Origin of the sequence: Corynebacterium kalidii (assembly GCF_022869005.1) — a bacterium.
GTDB lineage: Bacteria > Actinomycetota > Actinomycetes > Mycobacteriales > Mycobacteriaceae > Corynebacterium > Corynebacterium kalidii.
Genome location: NZ_JALIEA010000017.1, coordinates 569,542 through 596,221, shown reverse-complemented (window position 1 = coordinate 596,221; position 26,680 = coordinate 569,542). Strand labels below are relative to the sequence as shown.

Sequence of the window (26,680 nt, the reverse complement as noted above, 5' to 3'; positions counted from 1 at the left end):
TGAGGGGCGGTCAGTTCTCCGCCCACCCCCACAGCAGCCCACGGGCCGTGGCGGTGAAATTGAGGTTGAACCCGAGGATCGTCGGTGTCGACCGGTCGTCGATCTCCAGGAACGTCGGAAGGGCGTGGACGGCGAAGATGTAACGGTGGGGGCCGTGGCCGGCGGGGGGCTCGGCGCCGTAGTAACCGTGGCTGCCGGAATCACCGCGCAGCGCCACCGCCCTGTCGGGCAGCCCGATGAGCTCGGCGTCGCCGGTGCCCGCGTCCAGCGAGGTGACGGACGCCGGGATGTTGAACACCGCCCAGTGCCAGAACCCGGACGTGGTCGGTGCGTCCGGGTCGTAACAGGACACGGCGTAGGACTGTGTGCCCTCGGGTGCCCCGGACCAGGACAGCTGCGGGGAGACGTCGTTGCCGCCGAGCTGGGCGGTGGGGAGACGGTCACCGTCGTTGAAGTCCGCACTGGTGACGGTGAGGGGCGGGAGGTCGGTCAGCGGCGCGTAGGGGTCGGCCGCGGGGAAGCGGTCGTCGATGTACGTGGGCCGGTGGTGTCGGGGTGAGTCGTTCATGGGACCCAGTATGCCGCACGTCTTCGTACAGCGCAGAAACTATTTCTGTTGATATATGCAGGTGGCCTGTCGCCTGACGGCCGTCTGCCGGGCGGTGCGGCCGTGTGCGGCACGACCGGCGGCGAAATGCGGTTGACCTGTGGTTATCCGGGTCGCTGCGGTCCGATTTGTCACCGCAGCGGTGAATCATTATAGTTACCGGAGTGCGACGGACACGGGGTTGAAAACCTGAACCGTGTTCGGCGTCCGCATCCATGTCCGGGTGGCGGAATGGCAGACGCGCTAGCTTGAGGTGCTAGTGTCCTATTAACGGACGTGGGGGTTCAAGTCCCCCTCCGGACACCACAGAAAGAGACCCACTACGGTGGGTCTCTTTTTTCGTTCCCGCGGCACGGTCCCCGGGTGACCACGGCAGAGACAGGACAGCAGGACATGGGCAGAGACCACCGGGCGTCGCTCCTAGGGCTCGCCGCCCTCGCCGTCGTGGTCCTCGCCGCCGCCGTGCTGCTCCCCACCCCGGACCTCGACACGATCCGCGCCGGCGTCCGCGGCAGCGGTGCACTCTCCTGGGCGACCTTCCTGGTCCTCATGGTCGGCGCCACCCAGCTCCCGGTGCCCCGCACGATCTGGACCGTGGCCGCCGGCGTCCTCTTCGGTCCCGTCGTCGGCAGCGTCCTCGCGCTGGCCGGCATGGCGGTGTCGGTCACGCTGTCACTCGTGCTCGTCCGCTGGATCGGTGGTGCCGCGGTCCGACGGGCCGAACAGGCACCGCGGTTCCGGGCGCTGCAGGGCGCCCTGGAGGACCGGGGCTGGGTCGCGGTCCTCGGGCTCCGGATGATCCCCGTCATCCCCTTCAGCCTGCTGAACTACGCCTGCGGGCTCAGCCGGGTGCCGCTGCTCCCCTGCGTCGTGGCCACCGTCGCCGGCTCCGCCCCGCTCACCGTGGCCGTCGTGGCGTCCTCGGACGTCGTGGTCAACGGCGGGGAACCGTGGTTCCTCGGGGTCAGTGTGGCGCTGGCGGCCGCCGGTGCCCTGCTGACCGTCACCGAATGGCGCAGGATCCGGACCCGGATGGCCGTAGAACCCGGGACGGTCAAGCCCTCACCGTAGACGTGGACTGTAGGATGGCAGGTATGTACGCCGTCCACGCAGCCTACCGGGGAAACTCACTCCGTCGGGCCGACTACGTCCGCCAGGTCGCCGAGGCGCTCGGCAACGCCCCCGACGTCGTCGACGTCCGTGTCCACGGGCCCGAGGACCTCGTGGTCCTCGCCGCCGACGCCGACAGCACGGCGGGGGTCGTGATGAACCTCATCCAGGCCGTCGACTTCGCCATCGGGATCGGCGCCGTCCTCGACGACGGCGCCGGCGAGCCGACCGAGGACGCCACCCTGCGTGAGCACCTCATCGCCGCCGCCGGCCGCGCGGTCCAGGGTGTCCGCCGCTCCGGGGTGATCCGGGCGCGGGTCGAGCTGCCCGGCCCCGGCGGGGTCCAGGCCACCGGACTCGGCGCCGACGTCGCCGGCGACATCGCCGCCGCCTTCACCCTGGTCTCGCACCTGCTGAGCCGCCGCACCGCCGAAGGGCGCGAGGCGACGGCCCTGGTCCGGCAGGGCTACCTGCAGAGTGAGGCCGCCGAGATGGTGGGGATCTCGAAGCAGGCCATGTCCCAGCGTCTCGCCGCCGCCGGCTGGCAGGCGGAGCAGGCGGGCTGGCTCCTCGCCGTCCACATGCTGGCCAGGACCGAAGGTCTCCTACCGGACTGACGGGTCTGTCAGGCCCGGCTCCGTGACGAAGTCGACCAGCCGCTCGACCGCCCCGATCAGCGTGGCGTCCAGGTCACGGAAGGTCTTCACCTTCGAGTAGACGTGCCGCCACCCGTCCGTCGGCGTCCCCCATCCCAGGCGCCGGCAGACCCCGGTCTTCCAGTCCTCGCCGTACGGCACCTGCGGCCACGCACGGATGCCCACCGTGGCGGGCTTCACGGCCTCCCAGATGTCGATGTACGGGTGGCCGGTGACCATCACGTCCGGACCGAGGCCCCGGGTGAGACGGGTCTCCTTGGAGCCCTCCACGAGGTGGTCGGCGAGCACCCCGACCCGGCGTCCCGGCCCCGGCCGGAACTCCGCGAGCATGTCCGGGAGGTTGTCCAGCCCCTCGATGAACTCCACGACCACACCCTCGACACGCAGGTCGTGCCCCCAGACCTGCTCGACGATGGCGGCGTCGTGCAGGCCCTCGACCCAGATGCGCGACGGTGCGGCGACCTTGGCACGCACGTCCTGCACCCGTCGTGACCCGGAGTTGGACCGCTGCTGCCGCGGAGTCTCCGACGGGGCGACGTAGCGGGTCAGGGTGACCGGACGGCCGTCGACGAGGAACCCCCCGGGACGCATCTTGAACAGCCGGTCGCGTCCGTGCCGGTCCTCCAGCCGCACGAACTCCCCGTCGTAGGTCTTCTCGAAGCCCACCACCGCACCGACCCAGCCGCCGTCGGCGACCTCCACGACGGTGCCCGGGGCGGCGGGCACCTCGGGCAGGTCGGGACGGGGGCGTCCACCGGCGGAACTGGGGGCGTGGGGGGATCCGGACCCTCCGAGGATGTCACGGCCGTACCTGTCGTTGAAGCTCATGGACACCGACTCTAGGCTAGGAGCAATGTCGTCCAGAAACCCCGCCGGTGACACCGGCACGATGAAAGCCACCCCACTGCGGGAGCAGCTGTGGTCCCCGGTGCAGAACACCACCGTATGGTTGGGATGGTGGCTCCACGGGCTCGTCTCCGCCGATGACGTGATCGACGCGTTCCAGGACGTCCAGGGCCCGGCCCACACCCTGCTCGTCGACCCGGGCGGCGAGGACCCCTTCGACGGACGTTTCACCGACCGTCCCACCGGCCTGGTCGACCTGCTGCACGCCGTGCGTGAGGTGACACGCGGTGCCCCGTCCGAGCTCTCGTCCCGGCCACTGGTCGGTCTGGTCCTCGCCGGCCCCGGCGACCCGCCCGCCCTCCCGGCCGGCACCCGCGGGGCCACCGCGGTCTCGCAGGCAGGTGCGGGGATCGCCGTCGCCGACGAGGATCCGTCGGTGACCCACGTCCTCGTCCCCTGGGTCGTGGACACGTCCCTGGTGCAGTGGACCTGGTACCGCTGCGTCGGACAGGTCCGGGCCGGGGAGTTCTACAGTCCGGGCGAGGCCGACACGAAACTGCGGGAGGCGACCGAGGCGGCGGCGTCGCTGGTCGAACAGTCCGGGAACCTGCCGGTCAGGCACCGCTCCCCCCGCCTCGCGGTGGGCGCCCTGTCGGACTTCTTCGGTCTTCCCGGTCTGCCCGCCGGAGTGGCCCCGCGGGCCGAGAAACTCATGGCCCGCGCCGATGTCGTCGCCTCGGTCATCGAGGTCACCCGCTCGACGGACCAGGGCGCGGCCCTGGACCCCCACCTGCTCCCCCTCGCCGGGGCCGTCCGGACGGCGAGAATCACCGCAGTCGACCACGCGATGCGTGAACTCCTGCGGTGACGCTGCGGCCGGTCGTCCGGCCTACCCGATCATGCGCACGGCCATGGGCTCGATGCCGTCCCAGCGCACCGGCGAGACCTTGACGACGTCCCCGGACTGCGGGGCCTCGAGCATCGTGCCGTCGCCGAGGTAGAGCGCCACGTGGGAGCTTCCCCCCGGGCCCCAGAAGAGCATGTCGCCACGCTGCGCCTCGGCGACGGGGAGCTGCGTGCCGGAGGTGTACTGGTAGCCGGAGTACTTCTCGAGCTGGATCCCGGCGGCCGCGAACGCGTAGACCATCAGACCGGAGCAGTCGAAGCCGACCTTGGAGTAGTCGCCGTGGGCGTCGGCGACGCCGCCGTCGCGCACACCGAGGGTGGGGCCGTCCTGGTTGCCGCCGCCCCAGGCGTAGGTGACACCGAGCTGGGTCATCCCGCGCTCGATGACGCGTTCAATCTTCTCCTCACGGGTGCCGGACGCGTCGGGCGCCACCGGCGGCTGACCTTCTCCCGGGGCCCCCGGCAGGATGCCGCCCTGGCCGCCCTGCCCGTCCTGGCCCTGCGGGAGGTTGCCGTAGGCCTCCGCGGCAGCGGCGCGTCCTGCGTTCGCCGCGGCCTCGAACGCCCCGTCCGGGTCACCCTGCAGGTGGGAGTTGATGCCGGCGAACGCGGCCTGCCCGGCGGCGTTGATCAGGCCGTCGATCGCCGCCTGGCGCCGTTCGTCCCCGGCCGTGCTTCCCTCGAAGCTGCCGGGAACCGCGTCGAGCCCGGGCAGGTCGACCGAGGACTGCGCGCCGGCCGGATCCTCGGTGGCGGGGTCGGTTGCCGGGACGTCGGCAGGGGTCCCGGCACTGCCCTCGACGCCTTCCTCGAGACTCCCGGTGGCTTCCGGTGCCACCCCGGTGGCGCCGGACTCGGCGGTGTCGGCGGAGCTTGCGGCGTCCTCCCCCGGACCGGACTGTCCGGCTGCCGCGGCGGGGCTCTGCGGCCCCACCTCCTGGTCCTTCGTGTCGACCGGGGCCGGGGTTGCCGGGGTTGCAGGAGTTGTTTCGACGCGTTCGGCGGCGGCCTCGGCGGCGCGCCGCTTGTCGAAGGAGCTGGCTCCCGCGTTCGCCGACACCCGGTCCACGGCCTTCTTCGCGACCGCGAGACGTTCCCTGGTGTCGGAGAGCGTGTTCCTGACCCGGTCGAGCTCCGCGCTCTTCGCGGCGATCGACGACGTGGCGTCGGTGTAGGCCTGTTCCGCCGTCCGGTGCGCGTCCAGCGCCTTCTGGACGAGGCCGTCCGCCTGGTCGCGCGAGTCGCGCAGCGACGCCTCTTCGTTCGCGGCCTGCGTCCGGGCGAGATCGAGGCGGTCGATGTCCGCCTGCTTCTTCTCGGCGGCGAGCCGCATGTAGGTGGCACGGTCGATGGTGTCGCCCGTGGCGTCGGAACCCGACGCGAGGACGACGGGGGATGACTCCCCGCCGCGGCTGTACGCCGACCGCGCGAGCTCGTCGAGGGTGGACTGCGCGTCCTGGACATCCGAGTCCGAGTCGTCGAGACGGCCACGGGCGTCGGTGACCTTGTCCTGGGCCTCCTGGGCGGCGCGCTGGCTCCGGTCGACGTCGACGCGGGCCTTGTTCACCGACTCCCGCAGTCCGCCGAGTTCGAGTTCCAGGGAGGAGACCTCGCCCTCGGTCCTGGACACCTCGCCGACGAGTTCGGCGAGGTAGGCCTCAGGGGACTGGTCGGACGCGCTCGAGGAGGTGTCGGACGGGGCCGCGACGGCTGTCGCCGCGGGGACGGTGAGTCCCGCGGCCACCGCGAAAGACAGCAGTGCCCGAGTGGACCGGACGGTCGACCTACGGACAGTGCCGCGGGCGTTCAGTCGAAGTGCCACGGTGAGTCTCTCCTTGGGGATGGCGTACCGGGTCATCAAGTTCAAGCCGTCGTCCTTGACAGCTTCCTGGTACGGCCGCCTGTCCACCGCGCTTCCCCGCGTGGTGGTCCAGGGCCCGAGGGCCAGGTTCCGGTGGGCCGGTTGTTCACCGCCGGAATTGTCACGAACAGGTCTCGTTCCGATATCGGATCGTTACCAAATGACGACAACTGAACCGTAAGACACTCGCGACCCATGCGAAACCCGGACCCCACTATTCACATAAGAATCACGAAGAACATGTGTCACGCTGAATGCCTTGACCTGCACCGGGAGGCGGAGACTCACAAAGTGTGATCTTCGTCACATCGGTGGCGCTGTCGGCGTGTCTCATTGCGGTGATGACCTCGGCCGTACTCAAACTCTGAACCTTGACTTGAGCATCGACAAGTCGACACCCTTGACCGTGTATGGCTGGATCATGCCACCGCGACGGCGGGTGTCGGTCGGGAGGGTGTCGGAAGAGTAAAGGCCCTGGGCTGGAACGGGCTGGAGCGGTCAGCGCCGGTAGCCGAGCCGCGCGAATGCGGCGGCGACGGCGACGGTGACGAGGACGCCGACGAGGACGGCGACATTGAGCGCGGTGAAGTCCGGCTCGGCGGTCTCGGCCCCGGCCAGGAAGTCGACGACGTCCTGGGGTGCGGTCGACCCCTGCAGGATCCCCTGGTTCGACTCGATCTGGAAGCGTGACATCGAGTCGCTGACGACCTGCGCATTGTGCGGTGCCCGCACGATGACCGTCTGCGCCCCCTCGGAGCCGTCCGGGCGCGTGGAGTCCTTCACTGTCTGCGCGAGGTTCCGCAGCCCGGTGCCTTCCGCGGAGGTCCCGTCGAGGATCACGACGTCGACCCCTTGGTCGGCGAGATCCCGGTAGCCGGCGACGTCGTCCGGGCTGAGGTCGTCGCCGGTCTGAGAGGTGGAGAACCCGGACTCGGCGATGTCGTCGAGGATCGCCTGAAGGTCGATGTTCTCGAAATCCACGGGTGACTCATTTCCTGGCAGGGCCGACAGTTGTTATCTCGCTGTATAGATTTCTAGCATCCACACGGGCTGTGCGGCGGTGCCGACACGCGGGCGGATGGAGGCCTGAATCACGTCGTCCTGCGGTTATGAAGCATTACGTTCGTACTGTTACACTGGTTCCGACGGAATCCGCGATGACTGCTGACACAATGGAGGTAGTCCGCGTCGGCGCCAGTCTTCCCGGTGCCGGGGACGAGGCCGAGACGAGGCCTGCAGGTCCGCGCGGCGGGATGACGTCAGACGAACGTCGTACAACTCGACGACGATAACGAGAAGAGATTCAGGAGCACTGTCGTGACTGAAAGCAAGAATTCCTTTGGAGCCGAGGGGACTCTCGAGGTCGGTGACCGGTCCTACACGATGTACCGCCTCAGCGCGGTCCCGGGCATGGAGAAGCTGCCTTACTCGCTGAAGGTCCTCGGCGAGAACCTCCTGCGCAACGAGGACGGCGCGAACGTCACTCGTGAGCACATCGAGGCCATCGCCAACTGGGACCCCTCCGCCGACCCCAGCATCGAGATCCAGTTCACCCCGGCCCGCGTGATCATGCAGGACTTCACCGGTGTGGCCTGTGTCGTCGACCTGGCCACGATCCGTGACGCCGTCGTCGCCCTCGGTGGCGACGCCGACCAGGTCAACCCCCTGAACCCCGCAGAGATGGTCATCGACCACTCCGTGATCATCGAGGCGTTCGGTGACGAGAACGCCCTCGAGCGCAACGTCGAGATCGAGTACCAGCGCAACGAGGAGCGCTACAAGCTCCTGCGCTGGGCCACCGGCGCCTTCGACAACTTCCGCGTCGTCCCGCCCGGAACCGGTATCGTCCACCAGGTCAACATCGAGTACCTGGCCCGCTCCGTCTTCGACAAGGACGGCCTGGCCTACCCCGACACCTGCGTCGGCACCGACTCCCACACCACCATGGAGAACGGCCTGGGCATCCTGGGCTGGGGCGTCGGCGGCATCGAGGCCGAGGCTGCGATGCTCGGCCAGCCGATCTCCATGCTGATCCCCCGCGTCGTCGGCTTCAAGCTCTCCGGTGAGATCCCCGTGGGCGTCACCGCCACCGACGTGGTGCTCACCATCACCGACATGCTCCGTCAGCACGGCGTCGTCGGCAAGTTCGTCGAGTTCTACGGCAAGGGCGTCGCCGAGCTGCCGCTGGCCAACCGTGCCACCATCGGCAACATGTCCCCGGAGTTCGGCTCCACCGCCGCGATGTTCCCCATCGACAAGGAGACCATCGACTACCTGGCGTTGACTGGCCGCGACCAGGAGACCCTGGACCGCGTCGAGGCATACGCCAAGGAACAGGGCATGTGGCTCGACCCGGAGAACGACGCCGTCTACTCCGAGTACCTCGAGCTGGACCTGTCCACCGTCGTGCCGTCCATCGCCGGCCCGAAGCGTCCCCAGGACCGCATCGAGCTCTCCGACTCCAAGGCACAGTTCCGCAAGGACCTGCACAACTACGCCGACAGCAACTCCGGCAACCAGGAGGCCCAGGACTTCGTCGCCGAGGGCGGCAACGTCGGCGGCCACACCGGCACCCCGGCGAGCGCCGCGGACGCCAAGGGCAACGTGCCCTCCGCCGCGACCGGCAACGAGGGCCGTCCGTCCAACCCGATCAAGGTCAACTACGACGGTCAGGACATGATCCTCGACCACGGCATGGTCGGCATCGCCTCCATCACGTCCTGCACCAACACCTCGAACCCCTCCGTCATGGTCGGCGCCGGCCTGCTGGCCCGCAAGGCCGCGGAAAAGGGTCTGAAGTCCGCACCGTGGGTCAAGACCTCCATCGCCCCCGGCTCCCAGGTCGTCACCGGCTACTTCGAGAAGGCCGACCTGTGGAAGGACCTCGAGGCCATGGGCTTCTACCTCGTGGGTTACGGCTGCACCACCTGCATCGGTAACTCCGGTCCGCTGCCCGAGCCGATCTCCGAGGGCATCAACGAGGCCGACCTGGCGGCCACCGCCGTGCTGTCCGGTAACCGTAACTTCGAGGGACGTATCTCCCCCGACATCAAGATGAACTACCTGGCGTCCCCGATCCTGGTCATCGCCTACGCCATCGCCGGCACCATGGACTTCGACTTCGAGACCCAGCCGCTCGGCCAGGACAACGACGGCAACGACGTCTTCCTGCGCGACGTCTGGCCCTCCACCGAGGAGATCGAGTCGGTCATCAAGTCCTCGATCACCAAGGAGCTCTACTCCGACGACTACGCCGACGTCTTCAAGGGCGACGAGCGCTGGCAGTCGCTGCCCGTGCCGGAGGGCAAGACCTTCGCCTGGGACGACGCCTCCTCCTACATCCGCAAGGCACCGTACTTCGACGGCATGTCGACGGAGCCGGCCCCGGTCTCCGACGTCGCCGGCGCCCGCGTCCTGGCCCTGCTGGGCGACTCGGTCACCACCGACCACATCTCCCCGGCGTCCTCGATCAAGCCCGGCACCCCCGCCGCGCAGTACCTGGACTCCAAGGGTGTCGAGCGCAAGGACTACAACTCCCTGGGCGCCCGCCGTGGTAACCACGAGGTCATGGTCCGCGGAACCTTCGCGAACATCCGTCTGCAGAACCAGCTCCTCGACGGCGTCTCCGGTGGCTACACCCGCGACTTCACCCAGGAGGGCGGCCCGCAGTCGTTCATCTACGACGCGTCCGTCAACTACCGTGAGCAGGGCACTCCCCTGGTCGTCCTCGGTGGCAAGGAGTACGGCACCGGTTCGTCCCGTGACTGGGCCGCCAAGGGCACCCTGCTGCTCGGCGTGAAGGCCGTCATCGCCGAGAGCTTCGAGCGCATCCACCGCTCGAACCTGGTCGGCATGGGCGTCATCCCGCTGCAGTTCCCGGCCGGCGAGTCCTGGAAGTCCCTGGGCCTGGACGGCACCGAGACCTTCGACCTGGCCGGTATCGAGGCCCTGAACGAAGGCACCACCCCGGACACCGTCCACGTCACCGCAACCAAGGAGGACGGCACCACCGTCGAGTTCGACGCGGTCACCCGCATCGACACCCCCGGTGAGGCCGACTACTACCGCAACGGCGGCATCCTGCAGTACGTCCTGCGCAACATGATGAGCAACAAGTAAGAACCGTGTTCATTCCCCGCCCGCCCCGCGGTTGCCGTGAGGCGGGCGGTCGCGTACCGGAAAGGGGCACTGTCCATGCCTAAGGTCAGTGAAACCGACCTTTCCGAGCGGCGCACCGACATCCTGCGCTCAGCCAGGACCTGCTTCGTCACCCACGGGTACGACGGAGCCACGGTCTCCCGGCTGGAGAAGGAGACGGGCAAGTCACGGGGGGCGATCTTCCACCACTTCCGGAACAAGGAGACCCTGTTCCGGGAGGTCGCCCACCGCGACATGGTCCGGATGACCGACCTCGCCGGCAGCCGCGGCATGATCGGGCTGATCCGGCACCTCCTGGAGGACCCCGAGCTCGCCGAATGGTGGGGTCTGCGGGTGGAGATCACCCGCCGCATCCGCCACGACGACCAGCTCCGGGAGGTCTGGGAGCAGGACCAGAACGCACTACGTGCGGCGGTCACCGAGCGACTCGAGGAGCAACGGCAGTCCGGCCGGCTGCGCACCGACATCTCCACCGCCACCACGCTCCAGCTCCTGGAGCTGGTGTTGGAGGGGGTCATGGCGCACCTGGTCTCGGACCGCGAGAGCGGCCTGCTCCCCGAGGCGCTCGACATCGTCGAACAGTCCCTGCGCTCCACGGAGAACCGGGACTGACCGGGGGCCGCGTCGTCCCCCACGCACCGCTCGGCACACGGCACCCACCGACCACGGCCCGTCCGGCCCGGTGGGTGCCGTCGTGCGCCCGGCAAGTAGCATGGGGACCCATGATCGCGATCATGACCGTCACCGGACGGGACCACACCGGAATCATCGCCGCAGTGTCGACCGCCTGCGCCGACCTGGGGATCAACATCCGCAACGTCTCCCAGACCATCATGGACGACTGGTTCACGATGATCCTGCACGTGGAACTCCCCGACGCACTCCCCGTGACCGACGTCAACACCCGCATGTCCACGGTGGAACAGGCCGAGAAGCTGGTCATCACCGTCCAGTCCCAGGCCATCTTCGACGCGATGCACGAGATCTGAGGCGTCCCGGACATGACTGCATTCCTCCCGTCGTCCTCCGTCCTCGAGACGATCGCGATGATCCAGCGCTACCGGTTGGACATCCGCACCGTCACCATGGGGATCAACCTCCTGCCGGCCGTGCGCGCCACCCCGGAGGCCACCTGCGAGGCCGTCTACGACCTGGTCACCTCCCGCGCCGAGCAGCTCGTCCCGGTGTGCACCGGGATCGAGGAGGAGCTCGGCGTCCCGATCGTGAACAAGCGACTCTCCGTCACCCCGGTGGCGCTGGTGTCGTCGGCCGTCCCCGGCTGTGACCCCGTCGACATCGCCCGGGCCCTCGACCGTGCGGCCGTCGCCGTCGGCGTGAACTTCATCGGCGGGTACTCCGCCCTCGTCGAGAAGGGCGGGTCCGCCGGCGACAAGCGGTTGATCCGGTCCATCCCGGAGGCGCTCAGCGAGACCGACGTGGTCTGCTCCTCGGTGAATATCGCGTCCTCGCGCGCCGGCATCAACATGAACGCCGTGCGTGAGATGGGACAGGTCGTCAAGGACTGCGCCGAGGCGACCGCCGACCGCAGCTCCATCGCGTGCGCCAAGCTGGTCGTCTTCGCCAACTCCGTCGGCGACAACCCGTTCATGGCCGGCGCGTTCCACGGGATCGAGGAGCCCGACTGCGTGGTCAGCGTCGGTGTCTCCGGCCCCGGGGTCGTCGACCGCGCTGTGGCGGCGATGGGGCCGGACGCGTCCCTCGACGAGGTCGCCGAGGAGATCAAGAAGGCCGCGTTCAAGGTGACCCGCACCGGCCAGCTCGTGGGCACCATGGCCGCCGAACGCCTCGGCGTGCCTTTCGGGATCGTGGACCTGTCCCTGGCCCCCACCGCCGACATCGGCGACTCCGTGGCCCATATCCTGGAGCACATGGGCCTGGGACAGGTCGGCGGCCACGGCACGACCGCGGCCCTCGCACTGCTCAACGACGCCGTCAAGAAAGGCGGCATGATGGCCTGCTCGCGGGTCGGCGGACTCTCGGGGTCCTTCATCCCCGTCTCCGAGGACGCCGGGATGATCGACGCGGTGCGTGCCGGGAACCTGACCATCGAGAAGCTCGAGGCCATGACGGCGATCTGCTCGGTCGGCCTCGACATGGTCGCCATCCCCGGCGACACCCCGGCGTCCGCCATCGCCGGCATGATCGCCGATGAAGCGGCGATCGGCGTGATGAACCACAAGACCACCGCGGTGCGGGTCGTGCCGGCGGTGGGATCGGTCCCCGGCGACGACGTCGACTTCGGTGGTCTGCTCGGCCACGCGCCGGTGATGCCGGTCAGCACCGTCGACAGCTCGGCGTTCATCGCCCGCGGCGGCTACATCCCCGCGCCCGTCCACGGGTTCCGCAACTGAGGGAGGTGGTCGGACGCGTGCCCCGGATATTCACCCACGCCCGTAGCGCCACCGCCATCGCCGACCCGGGTGGCCTCATCGAGGACGGCGCCGCGACGGGACGCTTCGCGGCCCCGTGTCCCCTGCCTCCCGACGACGAACGCGTCACCGCGGCCCTGCGCGGATCCGGGACGATGCCGGTCTCCGGTGCGCGTCTCCTCGGGCTGGCGACCTCACAGCTCGTCCTCGCCGTCGCCGCGTGCGGTGTCCTTCTCGTCGGCGCCCTGCTGCTCGGCGCCGGGTCGGTGTCCGGCACCGGCGTGGGCGTCGTCCTGCTGCTGCTGGGGGCCGGGATACTGGGGTTCACCTGGACCTCGGCGCGCGGTAGGCGGCGCAGGCTGCTGGCCCTGGCGTCGGCGTGGCAGAACGGCTGGCTCCGCTTCGCCCCCGCCCGCGTGGGAGCCGTGTGGGTCGACCGGCAGGTGACCCACGGCAGGGCGAACAGCCAGGGCGCCAACCAGGACAACCGCTACTGGTTCCGTGCCGTCGTCGAGGTCCACCCCACCGACAGCACCCCGGTGTTCACGGTGGTCACCGACCCCTTCCAGGCACTGGCCGACCACGAGGGCGCCCCGCACGACCTCGTCAGCGCCCCCAACCCCGTCGACGCCTTCGAACCGGAATGCACCAACGGGTGGACCGTCGCCCGCTACCTGGCCGGGGACGACGAGACCCGGTTCGCGTCCGCCACGGTCACCACGAACCTGTCGGTGGCGCAGATCTCGGCCGCGCTCACCGCGGCGGGGGTACGCTGACGGGCGTGCCGCAGGGACACTCCCGCCGCAGCTCCGTCCGGCGCAGTGAGGCGATGTCCGACGCGCCGGTCAGCGCCATCGTCAGGTCCAGCTCGGCCAGGACGTTCTCCACGACCTCCTGGACGCCCCGCTCGCCCGCCACCGCCAAGCCGTACAGGTGCGGCCGCCCGAGCAGGACGGCGTCCGCGCCGAGGGCCACGGCGACCGCCACGTCCCGCCCGGTCCGGACCCCCGAGTCCAGCAGGACGGTGGGGCCGTCACCGAGACGCTCCCTGATCTCCACGAGTGCGTCGAGGGAGGCCACGGCACCGTCCACCTGCCGGCCCCCGTGGTTCGACACGACGACCGCATCCGCCCCGGCCTCGAACGCCCGCTCGGCGTCGTCCGGGTGCAGGACCCCCTTCACCACCACCGGGAGGTGGGTGCGGTGCCGCAGGGTGGCCAGCATGTCCCAGTCGAGACCGGGATTGGAGTAGATGTCCAGGAAGGTCTCCACCGACGCCCGTGGTTCGGGCGCAAGGAGGTTGCGCAGGGTGGGACCCGGGTGATGGCGGGCGATGGAGAACAGCGACGCCACCGCCGCGGGGGTGACCCGGACCCCGGCCGTGCCACCGGACGTCCGGTCGCGCAGACGTCGCCGGACGATCTGGAGGAACCGGTGGTCGGAGGTGTACTGGGCGATGCCCTGCCCCCGGGAGAACGGCAGCGACCCCAGGTTCAGGTCCTGGGGGCGCCATCCCAGGACCGTGGTGTCGAGGGTGACGACGAGCGCCCCCGCCCCGCTGTCCTCCGCGCGGGCAATGAGACTGTCCACGAGGGTCTCGTCCGTCGACCAGTAGAGTTGGAACCAGTGTCCAGCATTTCGGCTTGACTCAGTGGTGTGACGGGCGTTCCGGTAGGTGCTGGCGATCTCCTCCAGTGGCGAGCTGCCCTGGTTGCTCACCACATACGGGACATCCGCCCGGGCGGCGGCGCGGGCGATCATCAGGTCACTGTCCGGGTGGACCAGCGCCCCCGCGCCGACCGGCGCAAGCAGGACCGGGGACGTCAGTTCCTGGCCGAGGATGGTCGTCGACAAGTCCCTTTGCTTGACTCCGTGTGCCATTCGCGGGACGATCCGGTACCTGTCGAATGCCTCCCGGTTGTTGTCCCGGGTCCGCCCCTCCCCGGCAGCACCGTTGACGTAGGCCCAGGCCTTGCGGGACATCGCCCGGCGTGCGGCGCGTTCCAGCCCGGCGGCGTCGGTGGGGACCTTCGGCCGGATGCCGGCGACGCCGGAACGGTAGATGGTGTCCTGGCGGGCCCGGCCGGGGCCTGGTGAGGTGGCGTTGGTGCGGGCGGTGCTGGTGCTGTCCGTGCTGTCCATGGCGCGATGGTATCTCCGGAGAAAGGAACCCCAGGGGCGTTCGGCGAAATCAGCGTCGCCTCCGCTGGGGACGGAGCAACCCGGGAGGTTGGCCACACCGGCCTCCGGGGTTGCTCGCTCCTCCGGTGCGGAGGGAGCTCGGCAGCCGTCGACCGGGCGGACATGGGCTGGGGCACTACGGTCGCGTGTTCGGGAGGGCCCGTCGCCTCCGCTGGGGACGGAGCAACCCCGGAGGATGGTCACACCGACCTCCGGGGTTGCTCGCTCCTCCGGTACGGAGGGAGCCCGGCAGTCGCCGACCGGGCGGACACTGGCTGGGGAACTATGGTCACGTGCTCCGGAGGGCCCGTTGCCTCCCCTGGTGACGGGGCAACCCCGGAGGTTGGCCACACCGGCCTCCGGGGTTGCTCGCTCCCGCAGGATGGATGCGGGACCAGGGGATGATGACGACCTGGGGAAACCCGGTCTAGCTGGGGTTTAGTCAGGCCAGCTCCACGATCTCCATGTAAGCGTCCGACCACAGGTCCTCGTCGCCGTCGGGCAGGACGATGACCCGCTCCGGTTCTAGCGCCCGGACGGCGCCCGGGTCGTGGGTGACCAGGATGACGGCACCGGTGTAGGTGCGCAGGGCGTTGAGCACCTGTTCACGCGACTGCGGGTCCAGGTTGTTCGTCGGCTCGTCCAGCAGCAGGACGTTCGCCCGGGAGCTGACCAGCGTGGCCAGGGCCAGACGGGTCTTCTCACCACCGGACAACGTACCGGCGGGCTGGTTGAGCTGCTCGCCGGAGAACATGAACGCCCCGAGGAGACCACGCAGATCCTGCTCGCCGGCTTCGGGGCAGGCCTGGATCGCGTTCTCCCAGACGCTGGCGTCGGGGTCGATGGTGTCGTGCTCCTGGGCGAAGTACCCGACCTTCAGACCGTAGCCGCTGACGATGCCGCCCTCGCCGTCGGTGCGTTCCACCCCGGCGAGGAGCTTCAGCAGCGTGGTCTTGCCCGCGCCGTTGAACCCCAGCACGACCACCCGCGACCCACGGTCCACGGCGAGGTCGACGCCGGCGAAGACCTCCAGGGAGCCGTACATCTTCGTCAGGCCCTTGGCGTTCATCGGGGTCTTGCCGCACGGTGCCGGCTCCGGGAAGGAGATGTTGGCGTACTTGTCCTCCTGGCGGACCTCGTCGAGATCGTCGATCATGCGGTCGGCACGGGCGATCATCTGCTTGGCGGCGGCGGCCTTGGTGGCCTTGGCACCGAGTTTCGCGGCCTGTTGGCGCAGTGCACCCGCCTTCTTCTCGGCGTTGGCCTTCTCCCGGCGGCGACGTGCCTCGTCGGTGGCACGGGCGTCGAGGTACTTCTTCCACGTCATGTTGTAGACGTCGGCCTCGCCCCGCACCGCGTCGAGGAACCAGACCTTGTTGACCACGGCCTCGAGGAGCTCGACGTCGTGCGAGATCATCACGAGACCACCCTCGTGACGCTGCAGGAAGTCACGCAACCACGTGATCGAGTCGGCGTCGAGGTGGTTGGTCGGCTCGTCGAGGAGCAGTGTCGTCGCCGACCGGCCGGAGCCCGATGTGGCGGCGAAGAGGATCTGGGCGAGCTCGACACGTCGGCGCTGTCCGCCCGACAGTGTCTTGAGCTGCTGGTCGAGGATCCGCTGCGGCAGTCCCAGGCCGTCACAGATCCGGGCGGCCTCGGAGTCGGCCTCGTAGCCGCCGAGGGAGGCGTAGCGCTCCTCCAGGCGGCTGTACTTGATGATGGCGGCATCCCGCTGGGAGTCCGTGCCGGTCTCCATGAGCTCCTGCTGGCGGTCCATCGAGGACCGCAGCTGGTCGAGCCCCCGGGCAGACAGGACCCGGTCGCGGGCGGTCTGCTCGATGTCGCCCTCCTTGGAGTCCTGCGGGAGGTAGCCGATCTCGCCGGAGCGGGTCACGCTTCCGCCGTAGGGCTCGCCTTCACCGGCGAGGATGCGCATGGAGGTCGTCTTGCCGGCGCCGTTGCGGCCGACGAGTCCGATGCGGTCGCCGGGTTGGACGCGGAGCTGCTGACCGGGCGCGTTGAGGAGGGTGCGCGCCCCCACCCGCACCTCGAGGTCCTGAGTAACAATCACAACGGTCCATCGTATCACCGGGGCACAGCAGTTGTGGGGGTGGGCGCCGCGCTCTCCTTCTCCCCCCTAGGGAGAGAGCCGCGTCGTACCTCGCGCCGAGGTCCGAGGGCAGCCCACCCGCCACTTCCGCTGTGGTCCGGTGCAACGGTTCCCCCCGAGCATCCGGACATCAGGTCCCACCGGCCGGGGCCCGTCGGACAGATCTCAATATAACCATTCGCCACCGGTTCGGGGCAGGGTTTGTAAATGATATTTACCGGCGGCGTTAAGGTCGGGGGTAGAATACCGTGGGTGGGTGTGGGGCGGCCGGCTGCGGTCGTCGACTGTTGCCGCCTATGAGCGTATCTTTCGTAGGCAGTTAAGGAACGAGCCAGGAGTGCCCCGGGCCGGGGGTGCCACGACGCCGACCGTCGGACTCCCCTCCCCGTCGTTGACCGATCAAGCCCAGGAGCCCCGCCACCATGCACATCGCCGTCGTCGGTCTCGGTCCAGCCGGGGCGTTGCTCGCCCACCGCGCGGCGGGCCGCGGATGGACCGTGGACGCCTACGACCCGCGGTGCGAGACAACCTCCGACGGGGTCCTGCTCCCCCGGTGGACCAGCACCTACGGTGTCTTCCTCGACAGCCTGCCGGCGTGGGCGCGGGACGTGCTCGCCTTCTCGTCGGTCACCGGGGACCTGGAGGTCCACACACCCCGCCGCAGGACGCTGGGTCGGCGTCCGTACGGTGTCGTCGACCGCGACCTCACCCGTCGCCGGCTGCGGGAGGTGGGTGGGCACCTGCGCCTGCACCGCCGGAAGGTCGACGACCTGAGCCCCGGGGCTCTCGGGGTGGACGTCGTCGTGGACTGCCGTGGCGTCGTCGACCGGGTCGGGGATATCCGGCAGATCGCCTACGGAGTCGTCGTGCCGTCCATGCCGGAGACGCACCAGACGCCGCAGGCGCCTGTCCCCTCGGTGTTCATGGACTGGCGCCCCGCGGGGGGCCCGGGGCACGCGGACCCGCCCAGTTTCCTCTACGTCCAGCAGGTCGACGGCGGAACGCTGTACGAGGAGACCATCCTGGTGACGAGGCAGCGGACCCGGCCGATGCTCGACCTCCTGGAACGCCGGCTCGCCGCCCGGTTACCGGGGCTCACCGGCTGCACCGCGACCGAGACCGTCCATTTCCCGGTCGACCGCCGGGTGCGGGGCTGGTACACCGGCGTGCGGGACGGGGTCGCCGTCTTCGGTGCCGCCGGCGGGCTGACGCATCCGGCGACGGGATACTCGGTCGCCGAGTCGGCGGCCACGGTGGACCGGCTGCTCACGCTGCTCGAGCGCGGTGCACTCCCCTGGCGTGAACGCCTGTCGGCGGCCTGCGCCTACCGGCTCCGGTTGTTCGGCGCCGAACTCGTCACCGCGGCGGACGGGCCGACGCTGCAGCGGTTCTTCGACGCCTTCTTCGCGCTCCCCCCGCACCGGCAGACGGCGTACCTCACCGGTCAACACGGTGGCCGTGTGGCGCTGACGATGCTGGCCCTGGCGAGGTACCCGCGTCGCGTCCTCCCCTTCCTGCGGCCCCTGCCCCGTGTCCTGTGGGCCATGGCCGTCGGCGGCCGGCGTCCCCGGGGTGCGACCCGCCGACGCGGAGAAACCACCACCCGGGGTACGCCTACGGGTCCGTAGGTGTACCCCCGGGTGGTGGTCATGTGCCCGGGTGGGCCGAGCTGTGCGGTGTCACACGCTGAAGCCGAGGTAACGCAGCTGCTCGCGGCCGTCGGCGTTGATCATGTGCGGACCCCACGGCGGCGACCACACCCAGTTGATCCGCAGGGCGGAGATCTGCTCGATCCCGTCCACCACCGCGGTCGTGGCCTGGTCCTGCAGGATGTCGGTCAACGGGCAGGCCGGGGACGTCAGCGTCATGTTGATGACCGCCTCGGTGCCGTTGTCGGTGTGCTCCACCCAGATCTGGTAGACCAGCCCGAGGTCCACGACGTTGATCCCCAGCTCGGGGTCGATGACGTCGAGCATCGCCTCCTCGATCTGGTCGGAGAGCATCACGTCCTCCGGCGGGATGTCCGCCGGTGGTTCCGGCACCGCGTCCAGCGGGTTCGGGTCCATCTGCGGGGCCGTCGGCTCGGCGGCCCGGTCGGGCGCCGCGCCGGTGGTGTCGTCACTCATGGTTTGGTCCTCACTTCTTGTTGGTTGACTCGCTGGTGGCGGCCTCGAAGGCTTTCCACCCCAGCAGGGCGCACTTCACCCGGGCGGGGTACCGGGACACGCCCGCGAACGCCACGCCGTCGCCGATGACGTCCTCGTCGCCCTCGACGGTGCCCCGGGAGGTGACCATCTTCTCGAACTCCGCCAGCTTCGCCATGGCCTCGGGCACGCTCAACCCCGTGAGCTCCTCGGCCATCACCGACGTCGCGGCCTGGCTGATCGAGCACCCCGTGGCGTCGTACGAGATGTCGGCGACGGTGCCCAGGTCCTCCGAGAGGGTCACCCGCAGCGTGACCTCGTCGCCGCAGGAGGTGTTGACGTGGTGCACCTCCGCGTTGAACGGCGTCCGCAGGCCGGCGTGCTGCGGGTGCTTGTAGTGGTCCAGGATCACTTCCTGGTACATCTGCTCGAGCTTCACTGGGGCTGCCTCACGTTCTGGTCCTCCTCGACGGCGGTGCCGAAGAACTGCTGGGCGGCGCGGATGGCGTCGACGAGGGCGTCGACCTCCTCCGCGGTGTTGTACAGGTAGAAACTGGCGCGGGCCGTCGCCTGGACACCGAGGGCACGGTGCGCCGGCCATGCGCAGTGGTGGCCGACCCGGATGCACACGCCGTGGTCGTCGAGGACCTGGCCGAGGTCGTGCGGGTGGATGCCGTCGACGACGAAGCTGACCGCCGAGCCGCGGTCCACGTTCTCGGCCGGACCGACGATGCGGAGCCCCTCGACCGTGGACAGCCGCTCCAGGGCGTAGCCGGTGAGCTCGTGCTCGTGGGCGGCGACGGCGTCCATGCCGAGCGCCTGCAGGTACTCCACCGCGGCACCGAGGCCGACGACCTGGGACGTCATCTGGGTACCGGCCTCGAACCGCTGCGGCGGGGCGGCGTAGGTGGTCTTCTCCATCGTGACAATCTCGATCATCGACCCGCCGGTCAGGAACGGCGGTAGCTCCCGCATCAGCGAGGACTTCCCGTAGAGCACCCCGACGCCGTTCGGCCCGAGCATCTTGTGCCCGGAGAACGCGGCGAAGTCGACGTCCAGGGCATGGAAGTCCACCGACATGTGCGGCACGGACTGGCAGGCGTCCAGGACGAACAGTGCACCCACGGCGCGGGCACGCCGGACGGCCTCGGCGACGTCGAGCTGCGCACCGGTCACGTTGGACTGGTGTGTCAGCGCCACGACCCTGGTCCGCTCCGACAGCCCGAGACTGTCGAGGTCGATCCGTCCGTCCGGGGTGGCCGAGTACCAGCGCAGTGTGGCACCGGTACGCTGCGCGAGCTCCTGCCACGGCACGAGGTTGGCGTGGTGTTCGATCTCGGAGACGACGATCTCGTCGCCGGGGCCGACCGCGAGGTCACCGGCGCGGGGGTCGCCCAGCACGTAGGCGACCTCGTTCAGCGCCTCGGTCGCGTTCTTGGTGAAGGCGATCTCCTCGTCGGCGGCACCGACGAACCGCGCGATGGCGTCGCGTGCGGACTCGTACGAGTCGGTCGCCTCCTCGGCGATCTCGTAGGCACCACGGTGGACCGGGGCGTTGTGCTCCGTGAGGAAGGTCCGCTCGGCGTCGAGGACCTGGAGCGGCCGTTGCGCGGTCGCACCGGAATCCAGGTACACGAGTGGACGACCGTCCCGTACCGTGCGCGACAGGATCGGGAAGTCCGCCCTGATGGCGGCGGTGTCCAGTGGGGTCATTCGGTATCAGACCTTTGCGGTGAATCGCTCGTAGCCGTGCTCCTCGAGGTCCTTGGCCAGCTCGGGGCCGCCGGACTCGACGACACGTCCCTTGGCGAAGACGTGGACGAAGTCGGGGGTGACGTAGTTCAGGATGCGCTGGTAGTGGGTGATCATGATCAGGCCACCGTTCTCACGCTCCTTGTAGCGGTTGATGCCCTCGGAGACGGTACGCAGGGCGTCGACGTCGAGACCGGAGTCGGTCTCGTCGAGGACGGCGAACTTCGGCTTCAGCAGCGAGAGCTGCAGGATCTCGTGGCGCTTCTTCTCGCCACCGGAGAAGCCCTCGTTGACGGAGCGCTCGGAGAACGCCGGGTCGATCTCCAGCTCGTCCATGGCGGTGCGGGCCTCCTTCACCCACTGACGCAGCTTCGGGGCCTCGCCGCGCACGGCGGTGGCGGCGGAGCGCAGGAAGTTCGCCATGGAGACGCCGGGGACCTCGACCGGGTACTGCATGGCCAGGAAGAGGCCGGCGCGGGCGCGCTCGGAGACATCCATGTCCAGCAGGTTCTCGCCGTCGAGGAGGACCTCGCCCTCGGTGATCTCGTACCGGGGGTGGCCGGCGATGGCGTACGACAGGGTGGACTTGCCGGAGCCGTTCGGGCCCATGATGGCGTGGGTCTCGCCGGACTTCACGGTGAGGTTGACACCGTGGAGGATCGGCTTGGGATCCTCGTTCTCGTCCTGCGGGACCACCTGTGCGTGGAGGTTCTTGATCTCGAGAGTGCTCATGATTTCTGTGTTGTTCCTAACCGGGGTGTGGGTGGATCAGAGGACGGTGTTGGCGAGTTCCTGCTCGACGACGTCCTCGAGGTTCTCGCGGATGCCCTCGACGGGGACGCGGCGGATGACGTCGGTGAAGAAACCGCGGATGATCAGTCGGCGGGCCTCTTCGTCGGAGATGCCGCGGGACTTCAGGTAGAACATGTGCTCGTCGTCGAAGCGTCCGACGGTGGCGGCGTGGCCGGCACCGACGATCTCGCCGGTCTGGATCTCCAGGTTCGGCACGGCGTCGGCACGTGCGCCCTCGGTGAGCACGAGGTTCTTGTTGGTCTCGTAGGTGTCGGTCCCGGTGGCCTCCGGACGGATCAGCACGTCGCCGATCCACACGGTGCGGGCCTCGGAACCGTGGCGCCCGGACTCGCCCTGCAGCGCCGACTTGTAGAGCACGTTTGAGCGGCAGTTCGGCACGCTGTGGTCGACCAGCAGACGCTGCTCGAAGTACTGGCCGGAGTCGGCGAAGGAGACCCCCAGCAGCTCGGCGTCGCCGCCGGGGCCGGCGAAGCGGACGTGCGGGACGGAGCGCACGACGTCGCCGCCGAACGTCGCGACGGTGTGCCGGACCGTGGCGTCGCGGCCGACGAGGATGTGCGAGTTGGACAGGTGCACCGCGGTGCGGCCCCAGTCCTCCCACACCACGGCGGTCAGGCGGGCGCCGTCACCGACGACGAACTCCAGGTTGTCGGAGTGCACGCCCTCGCCCTGGTAGCGCAGGACGACGATCGCCTCGGCGTGCGGCTCGAGCTCGATGACGGTGGTGCCGTAGGTGGTCACGTCGTCGCCGGCGCCGGTGACCGTCACGGTGACGGGGGCCTCCAGGACGGTGTCCTTCGCCACGAGCACGTGGTCGGCCACGGAGCTGTTGACCCAGGCCTCGGCGGCCGGACGGTCGACGGGCAGGCCGGCGCGGCCGGTGCGTTCGTCGTCCATGGCCAGCTCGGAGTAGGTCACCCCGGCCTGGTCGCCGGTGTCCACGGTGACCGCGGGACGGGCCGCCGGGGCGGCCTTCCCCGCCGACGCGTCCTCCAGGCCCCGCAGGCGGCGCAGCGGGGTGAAGCGCCAGTCCTCGTCCTTGCCGTGCGGGACCGGGAAGGCCGCCGGGTCGGTGGACTGGAACCGGTCGCCCTTGGTGGGCATGCTGTTGGCGGGGGTTGTCACGGGAGTGGTCATCGGTTAACCCACCGATCCTTCCATCTGCAGTTCGATCAGTCGGTTGAGCTCCAGGGCGTACTCCATCGGGAGCTCCTTGGCGATGGGCTCCACGAAGCCGCGGACGATCATCGCCATCGCCTCGTCCTCCTCGAGCCCACGGCTCATCAGGTAGAACAGCTGGTCCTCGGACACCTGCGAGACCGTGGCCTCGTGGCCGAGGGTGACGTGGTCGTTACGGATGTCGTTGTAGGGGTACGTGTCTGACCGGGAGATCGAGTCGACCAGGAGGGCGTCGCACTCCACGTTGGCCTTCGAGTGGTGGGCCTCCTTGTTGATCTGCACCAGGCCGCGGTAGGCGGCGCGCCCACCGGAGCGGGCCACCGACTTCGAGACGATGTTGCTGGAGGTGTGCGGTGCCATGTGCACCATCTTCGCGCCGGTGTCCTGCACCTGGCCCTCGCCGGCGAACGCCACGGACAGGACCTCGCCCTTGGCGTGCGGGCCGGTCATCCACACCGCCGGGTACTTCATCGTCACCTTGGAGCCGATGTTGCCGTCGACCCACTCCATGGTCGCGCCCTCTTCGGCACGGGTGCGCTTGGTGACCAGGTTGTAGACGTTGTTCGACCAGTTCTGGATGGTGGTGTAGCGGCACCGGCCGCCCTTCTTCACCACGATCTCGACGACCGCGGAGTGCAGGGAGTCCGACTTGTAGATCGGCGCGGTGCAGCCCTCCACGTAGTGGACGTAGGCGTCCTCGTCCACGATGATCAACGTGCGCTCGAACTGGCCCATGTTCTCGGTGTTGATCCGGAAGTAGGCCTGCAGCGGGATGTCGACGTGCACACCCTTGGGCACGTAGATGAACGAGCCGCCGGACCACACGGCGGTGTTGAGCGCGGAGAACTTGTTGTCGCCGGCGGGGATGACCGTGCCGAAGTGCTCCTTGAACAGCTCCGGGTACTCCTTGAGCGCGGTGTCGGTGTCGAGGAAGATCACACCCTGCTGCTCGAGGTCCTCACGGATCTGGTGGTAGACGACCTCGGACTCGTACTGGGCGGCGACACCGGCGACCAGGCGCTGCTTCTCCGCCTCGGGGATGCCGAGCTTGTCGTAGGTCTCCTTGATGTCCTCCGGCAGGTCCTCCCAGGTCTGGGCCTGCTTCTCCGTCGACCGCACGAAGTACTTGATGTTGTCGAAGTCGATGCCGTCGAGGTCGGCGCCCCAGGTCGGCATCGGCTTGCGGTCGAAGGTCTTCAGGGCCTTGAGACGGCGCTCGAGCATCCACTCGGGCTCGTTCTTCTTGGCGGAGATGTCGCGGACGACGGCCTCGGACAGGCCGCGCTCGGCGGCGGCACCGGCGGCGTCGGAGTCGTGCCAGCCGTAGCCGTAGGCGCCGATCGAGTCGATGATCTCGTCGTCGGTCTGCGGCTTCGTCGGCGCCTCCGCGGGCGTCTGGGCCTTGTTGTCGGGTAGTTGTGCAGCTTGAGTCATGTCAACTCTCCTTCGTGGATGAAGGGTGGATTGTGGTCAGCGGGATATGTGTCGTGCAGATACCGTTGCCGTCGGCGATGGTCGCCAGGGGTTGGGTGTGGTGGCCGAGGAGGTCGGTGACCACACGGTGCTCCGCCGCGCAGAGTTCGGGGAACTCGTGGGCGACGTCCTGGATCGGACAGTGGTGGCGGCAGATCTGGACCCCGGTCGCCGCCTCGTCGACGGTGGCCGCGTAGCCCCGTTCGGTCAGGGCCTCGGCGATGCGGCCCGCACGGTCCACGACGTCCTCCGGCACGGAGTCGTCGACGGTCCTGAACAGGTCCTGCATGCGTTGGTCGGCGAACTCGGCGACCGCGTCGTCACCACCGGTGTCCCGGAGGGCCCGGAGGGCCAGGAGCGCGAGTGTGTCGTAATCATGGCCGAAACGGCCCCGTCCGGCGTCGGTCAGCCGGTACAGTCTGGCGGGACGGCCGCGCGTGCGGCCACCGACCGCCCGTGGCGCCTCGGCGGTCTCGGCGAGTCCGTCGGCGACGATGTTGTCGAGGTGCCTCCGCACACCGGCGGCACTCAGTCCGAGCGCCTCGCTGATGTCGGTGGCGCTGACCGGTCCGTTCCGGAGGATCTGCGCCAGAACTTCACGGCGTGTGTCCCGTTCGCTCATGAGCTGTTCCCTCCTCGACGACAGTTGTGACAGCGGGTCATGATTAGACAACACGAGTGTCGCGTAAATCATTCCCGTTGTCTAATAAGGGCAGGCTGACCTGTTGTTTCGCTGCTCTACCGATCCCGGCATTTCCGCAACACCGGGCGTCCCGTGCCCGGTGTCCGCGACCCGGCCCGTAGAATGCCGGTGTGACCCAGCCACCTCCCTCTGACAACACCGTCTCCGGTGACGGGCCCCGCCGGGTCCGCGGGCTCGGGGGCATGTTCGGGCTCCTGCCGAACATCGGCACCGCGGGCTCGCGCAGCGCCCTGCTGCACACCGCCAGCCCCGCCGCCTCGACCCGCCGCTTCACCTCGTCCGAACTGCTGAGGCTGCGGCTGGGGATCTTCACCGGCATCGTCGGCTCCGTCCTCATCGGTGTGGGCGGCATCGGCGCCGGCGCACTCCCGGTGGTCGGCAACTCCCTGTGGTCGCTGCCGGTCAGCGGCTTCCTGTCCCGCATGCTGCACTCCACCACCGTGGCGGTGTTCGTGGGGATCAGCCTGCTCATCGTCGGCTGGCTCCTGCTCTGGCGCTACTGCGTGCCGTCGAAGGACACCCCTGCCCCGCTGCTGCCGATGGCGTCGCTGGTGCGTATCGGCGTGCTCTGGGTCCTCCCCCTGCTGGCCACCGCTCCGATGTTCACCCAGGACATCTACTCCTACCTGGCGCAGGGCTCGATCGCGGCGCAGGGGATGGACCCGTACTCCGCCGGGCCGGTGGACCTGCTCGGGGTGGACGACGACCTGGCCCGGTCCGTGCCCTTCGAATGGTCCCACTCGCCGGCGCCCTACGGGCCGGTCGCCGAGGGGATGGCCGCGGTTATCTCGAAGGCCACCGGCGACGTCATCGCCGCCGGCGTAATCGTCCACCGGCTCATCTCGGTCGCCTGCGTCTTCGTCGCGGCCTGGGCCGTGGTCCACCTGGCACGGCGGTGCGGGGTGCACCCCCAGGCCGCGCTGTGGCTCGGGATCCTCAACCCGCTGGTCTACCTGCACCTGGTGGCGGGCGTGCACAACGAAGCGGTGATGATGGGGCTGCTGCTCGCCGGCGTCGAGTGCGGGCTGCGCGCCGTCGACCCGGACCGCGCCACCGTCGCCGGACGGTGGATGTGGGGCGCGGTGGGTGTGGTCCTGATCAATTCCGCGGGGATGGTGAAGGTCACCGCATTCCTGGCGCTGGGGTTCGTCGGCGTCGCCCTGGCCCGTCACCTGGGCGGGAGGTTCCGCGACCTGGTCGTGGCCGCCCTGGTGTACGCCGTCGGGACGGCGGCGGTCGTGGCGGCGGTGTCGCTGGGCTCCGGGCTCGGCTTCGGCTGGATCATGGTGCAGGGCGGGGCGACCGAGGTCATCAGCTGGATGTCCGTGACCACCGACATCGGCCTGCTCACCTCGAACACCGGACAGTGGCTCGGTCTCGGCGACCACGGTGAGGCCGCCCTGGCGACCGCCCGGCTGATCGGCCTGATGATCGGGGCCTTCTGGGTGGTGCGCATGCTCTGGGCCGCGTTCCAGGGGCGGGTGCACCCCGTCGGCGGGCTGGGGGTGGCGACGTTCTTCCTCGTCGTGTTCTTCCCCGTCGTCCACCCCTGGTACGTGCTCTGGGCCGTCATGCCGCTGGCGGCGTGGGCCAACCGCGCGACGTTCCGCGTGGCCGTGGTCGCCTACTCCGCGGTCCTGAGCTACTTCATCCTCCCCCGCGGCCTGAACCTGCCGCCGTCCACCGTGGCGGTGATGTACCTGATGTCGGCACTGTTCTCCGTGGTGCTCATCGTCCTCGGCTGGCTGCTTTACCAACGCCGCAAGGCCACCGGCTAGACTCTGGGCCGTG

23 protein-coding genes and 1 tRNA gene are annotated in these 26,680 nt (G+C 69.4%); 11 read left to right on the top strand and 13 right to left on the bottom strand.

Translation table 11 applies throughout. From position 1 onward, the window contains the following. Positions 1-10: 10 nt before the first annotated feature. Complete coding sequence (locus MUN33_RS13435) at positions 11-568, bottom strand: YbhB/YbcL family Raf kinase inhibitor-like protein (protein ID WP_244805408.1); 558 nt, start codon at positions 566-568, stop codon at positions 11-13. 256 nt (positions 569-824) lie between these two features. Here MUN33_RS13435 and MUN33_RS13430 point away from each other — a divergent pair. The 3 genes from MUN33_RS13430 (at position 825) to MUN33_RS13420 (ending at position 2,334) form a co-directional block, all read left to right on the top strand. Further along, positions 825-913, top strand: a tRNA-Leu gene (locus tag MUN33_RS13430). A gap of 87 nt (positions 914-1,000) precedes the next feature. Next, positions 1,001-1,678: a TVP38/TMEM64 family protein gene (locus MUN33_RS13425; RefSeq protein ID WP_244805407.1), complete on the top strand. Its 678-nt coding sequence runs from the start codon at positions 1,001-1,003 to the stop codon at positions 1,676-1,678. Between the two features lie 23 nt (positions 1,679-1,701). Further along, the gene (locus MUN33_RS13420) at positions 1,702-2,334 is read left to right on the top strand and encodes a DNA-binding protein (protein ID WP_244805406.1); all 633 of its coding nucleotides are present in this window, start codon (positions 1,702-1,704) and stop codon (positions 2,332-2,334) included. Here the strand turns inward: MUN33_RS13420 and MUN33_RS13415 are convergent. Further along, entirely contained in the window at positions 2,323-3,201 is an 879-nt protein-coding gene (locus MUN33_RS13415; RefSeq protein WP_244805405.1) for a DUF3097 domain-containing protein, read from the bottom strand. The two genes, MUN33_RS13420 and MUN33_RS13415, sit on opposite strands and share 12 nt — an antisense overlap. 25 nt (positions 3,202-3,226) lie before the next feature. On the opposite strand from MUN33_RS13415, the gene MUN33_RS13410 reads away from it, so the two are divergent. Next, positions 3,227-4,087 carry an Rv1486c family protein gene (locus tag MUN33_RS13410; RefSeq protein ID WP_244805404.1) on the top strand — a complete coding sequence of 287 codons (861 nt, stop codon included), beginning with the start codon at positions 3,227-3,229 and terminating at the stop codon, positions 4,085-4,087. A 21-nt stretch (positions 4,088-4,108) separates the two neighbouring features. On the opposite strand, the gene MUN33_RS14180 is transcribed toward MUN33_RS13410, so the two are convergent. Both MUN33_RS14180 and MUN33_RS13400 read right to left on the bottom strand, forming a co-directional pair. Next, positions 4,109-5,947 (bottom strand): DIP1281 family NlpC/P60 protein, encoded by a 1,839-nt coding sequence (locus MUN33_RS14180; RefSeq protein ID WP_369414970.1) that lies wholly within the window; start codon positions 5,945-5,947, stop codon positions 4,109-4,111. Between the two features lie 537 nt (positions 5,948-6,484). Further along, positions 6,485-6,967, bottom strand: a complete 483-nt coding sequence (locus tag MUN33_RS13400; protein WP_244805403.1) for an Rv1476 family membrane protein — start codon at positions 6,965-6,967, stop codon at positions 6,485-6,487. Positions 6,968-7,303: 336 nt separating this feature from the next. Here MUN33_RS13400 and acnA point away from each other — a divergent pair, with 336 nt between their 5' ends. From acnA to MUN33_RS13375, 5 genes are all read left to right on the top strand, one after another. Further along, positions 7,304-10,105, top strand: coding sequence for an aconitate hydratase AcnA (gene acnA / locus MUN33_RS13395; protein ID WP_244805402.1), 2,802 nt, complete (start codon positions 7,304-7,306; stop codon positions 10,103-10,105). A 75-nt stretch (positions 10,106-10,180) separates the two neighbouring features. After that, a complete protein-coding gene (locus MUN33_RS13390) occupies positions 10,181-10,756 on the top strand; it encodes a TetR/AcrR family transcriptional regulator (RefSeq protein ID WP_244805401.1) in 576 nt (191 codons plus the stop codon). Positions 10,757-10,866: 110 nt separating this feature from the next. Continuing rightward, a complete protein-coding gene (locus MUN33_RS13385) occupies positions 10,867-11,133 on the top strand; it encodes an ACT domain-containing protein (RefSeq protein ID WP_244805400.1) in 267 nt (88 codons plus the stop codon). Positions 11,134-11,145: 12 nt separating this feature from the next. Beyond that, the gene (locus MUN33_RS13380; protein ID WP_244805399.1) at positions 11,146-12,516 is read left to right on the top strand and encodes a PFL family protein; all 1,371 of its coding nucleotides are present in this window, start codon (positions 11,146-11,148) and stop codon (positions 12,514-12,516) included. Positions 12,517-12,533: 17 nt separating this feature from the next. Next, complete coding sequence (locus MUN33_RS13375; RefSeq protein ID WP_244805398.1) at positions 12,534-13,310, top strand: hypothetical protein; 777 nt, start codon at positions 12,534-12,536, stop codon at positions 13,308-13,310. Here MUN33_RS13375 and MUN33_RS13370 read toward each other — a convergent pair. Together MUN33_RS13370 and MUN33_RS13365 are read right to left on the bottom strand one after the other, a co-directional pair. After that, positions 13,288-14,676 carry an alpha-hydroxy-acid oxidizing protein gene (locus MUN33_RS13370; protein ID WP_244805397.1) on the bottom strand — a complete coding sequence of 463 codons (1,389 nt, stop codon included), beginning with the start codon at positions 14,674-14,676 and terminating at the stop codon, positions 13,288-13,290. The two genes, MUN33_RS13375 and MUN33_RS13370, sit on opposite strands and share 23 nt — an antisense overlap. 481 nt (positions 14,677-15,157) lie before the next feature. After that, complete coding sequence (locus tag MUN33_RS13365) at positions 15,158-16,786, bottom strand: ABC-F family ATP-binding cassette domain-containing protein (protein WP_244805396.1); 1,629 nt, start codon at positions 16,784-16,786, stop codon at positions 15,158-15,160. 461 nt (positions 16,787-17,247) lie between these two features. On the opposite strand from MUN33_RS13365, the gene MUN33_RS13360 reads away from it, so the two are divergent. Then, complete coding sequence (locus tag MUN33_RS13360; protein WP_244805395.1) at positions 17,248-18,453, top strand: lycopene cyclase family protein; 1,206 nt, start codon at positions 17,248-17,250, stop codon at positions 18,451-18,453. Between the two features lie 51 nt (positions 18,454-18,504). On the opposite strand, the gene MUN33_RS13355 is transcribed toward MUN33_RS13360, so the two are convergent. From MUN33_RS13355 to MUN33_RS13325, 7 genes are read right to left on the bottom strand one after another with little or no spacing between them, the layout of a single operon-like run. After that, the gene (locus MUN33_RS13355; protein WP_244805394.1) at positions 18,505-18,951 is read right to left on the bottom strand and encodes a metal-sulfur cluster assembly factor; all 447 of its coding nucleotides are present in this window, start codon (positions 18,949-18,951) and stop codon (positions 18,505-18,507) included. A gap of 10 nt (positions 18,952-18,961) precedes the next feature. Further along, on the bottom strand, positions 18,962-19,408 hold the full coding sequence (gene sufU / locus MUN33_RS13350; protein ID WP_244805393.1) for a Fe-S cluster assembly sulfur transfer protein SufU: 447 nt from the start codon (positions 19,406-19,408) through the stop codon (positions 18,962-18,964). Continuing rightward, a complete protein-coding gene (locus MUN33_RS13345; RefSeq protein ID WP_244805392.1) occupies positions 19,405-20,682 on the bottom strand; it encodes a cysteine desulfurase in 1,278 nt (425 codons plus the stop codon). The genes sufU and MUN33_RS13345 overlap by 4 nt, the downstream gene beginning before the upstream one ends. Before the next feature lie 6 nt (positions 20,683-20,688). Further along, the gene (sufC, locus tag MUN33_RS13340; RefSeq protein WP_244805391.1) at positions 20,689-21,453 is read right to left on the bottom strand and encodes a Fe-S cluster assembly ATPase SufC; all 765 of its coding nucleotides are present in this window, start codon (positions 21,451-21,453) and stop codon (positions 20,689-20,691) included. Positions 21,454-21,489: 36 nt separating this feature from the next. After that, on the bottom strand, positions 21,490-22,671 hold the full coding sequence (gene sufD / locus MUN33_RS13335; protein WP_244805390.1) for a Fe-S cluster assembly protein SufD: 1,182 nt from the start codon (positions 22,669-22,671) through the stop codon (positions 21,490-21,492). A gap of 3 nt (positions 22,672-22,674) precedes the next feature. Beyond that, the gene (gene sufB, locus MUN33_RS13330) at positions 22,675-24,147 is read right to left on the bottom strand and encodes a Fe-S cluster assembly protein SufB (RefSeq protein ID WP_244805389.1); all 1,473 of its coding nucleotides are present in this window, start codon (positions 24,145-24,147) and stop codon (positions 22,675-22,677) included. 1 nt (position 24,148) lies between these two features. Then, entirely contained in the window at positions 24,149-24,808 is a 660-nt protein-coding gene (locus tag MUN33_RS13325) for a helix-turn-helix transcriptional regulator (protein WP_244805388.1), read from the bottom strand. 191 nt (positions 24,809-24,999) lie between these two features. Here MUN33_RS13325 and mptB point away from each other — a divergent pair, with 191 nt between their 5' ends. Next, positions 25,000-26,667, top strand: coding sequence for a polyprenol phosphomannose-dependent alpha 1,6 mannosyltransferase MptB (mptB, locus tag MUN33_RS13320; protein WP_369414969.1), 1,668 nt, complete (start codon positions 25,000-25,002; stop codon positions 26,665-26,667). The last annotated feature ends 13 nt before the right edge of the window (positions 26,668-26,680 follow it).

Bases quoted from the DNA above. Each gene is read 5' to 3' on its own strand.
- MUN33_RS13435 (WP_244805408.1), bottom strand. From the start codon at position 568: ATGAACGACTCACCCCGACACCACCGGCCCACGTACATCGACGACCGC.
- MUN33_RS13425 (WP_244805407.1), top strand. From the start codon at position 1,001: ATGGGCAGAGACCACCGGGCGTCGCTCCTAGGGCTCGCCGCCCTCGCC.
- MUN33_RS13420 (WP_244805406.1), top strand. From the start codon at position 1,702: ATGTACGCCGTCCACGCAGCCTACCGGGGAAACTCACTCCGTCGGGCC.
- MUN33_RS13415 (WP_244805405.1), bottom strand. From the start codon at position 3,201: ATGAGCTTCAACGACAGGTACGGCCGTGACATCCTCGGAGGGTCCGGA.
- MUN33_RS13410 (WP_244805404.1), top strand. From the start codon at position 3,227: ATGTCGTCCAGAAACCCCGCCGGTGACACCGGCACGATGAAAGCCACC.
- MUN33_RS13390 (WP_244805401.1), top strand. From the start codon at position 10,181: ATGCCTAAGGTCAGTGAAACCGACCTTTCCGAGCGGCGCACCGACATC.
- MUN33_RS13385 (WP_244805400.1), top strand. From the start codon at position 10,867: ATGATCGCGATCATGACCGTCACCGGACGGGACCACACCGGAATCATC.
- MUN33_RS13380 (WP_244805399.1), top strand. From the start codon at position 11,146: ATGACTGCATTCCTCCCGTCGTCCTCCGTCCTCGAGACGATCGCGATG.
- MUN33_RS13370 (WP_244805397.1), bottom strand. From the start codon at position 14,676: ATGGACAGCACGGACAGCACCAGCACCGCCCGCACCAACGCCACCTCA.
- MUN33_RS13360 (WP_244805395.1), top strand. From the start codon at position 17,248: ATGCACATCGCCGTCGTCGGTCTCGGTCCAGCCGGGGCGTTGCTCGCC.
- MUN33_RS13355 (WP_244805394.1), bottom strand. From the start codon at position 18,951: ATGAGTGACGACACCACCGGCGCGGCGCCCGACCGGGCCGCCGAGCCG.
- MUN33_RS13345 (WP_244805392.1), bottom strand. From the start codon at position 20,682: ATGACCCCACTGGACACCGCCGCCATCAGGGCGGACTTCCCGATCCTG.
- sufC (WP_244805391.1), bottom strand. From the start codon at position 21,453: ATGAGCACTCTCGAGATCAAGAACCTCCACGCACAGGTGGTCCCGCAG.
- sufD (WP_244805390.1), bottom strand. From the start codon at position 22,671: ATGACCACTCCCGTGACAACCCCCGCCAACAGCATGCCCACCAAGGGC.
- sufB (WP_244805389.1), bottom strand. From the start codon at position 24,147: ATGACTCAAGCTGCACAACTACCCGACAACAAGGCCCAGACGCCCGCG.
- MUN33_RS13325 (WP_244805388.1), bottom strand. From the start codon at position 24,808: ATGAGCGAACGGGACACACGCCGTGAAGTTCTGGCGCAGATCCTCCGG.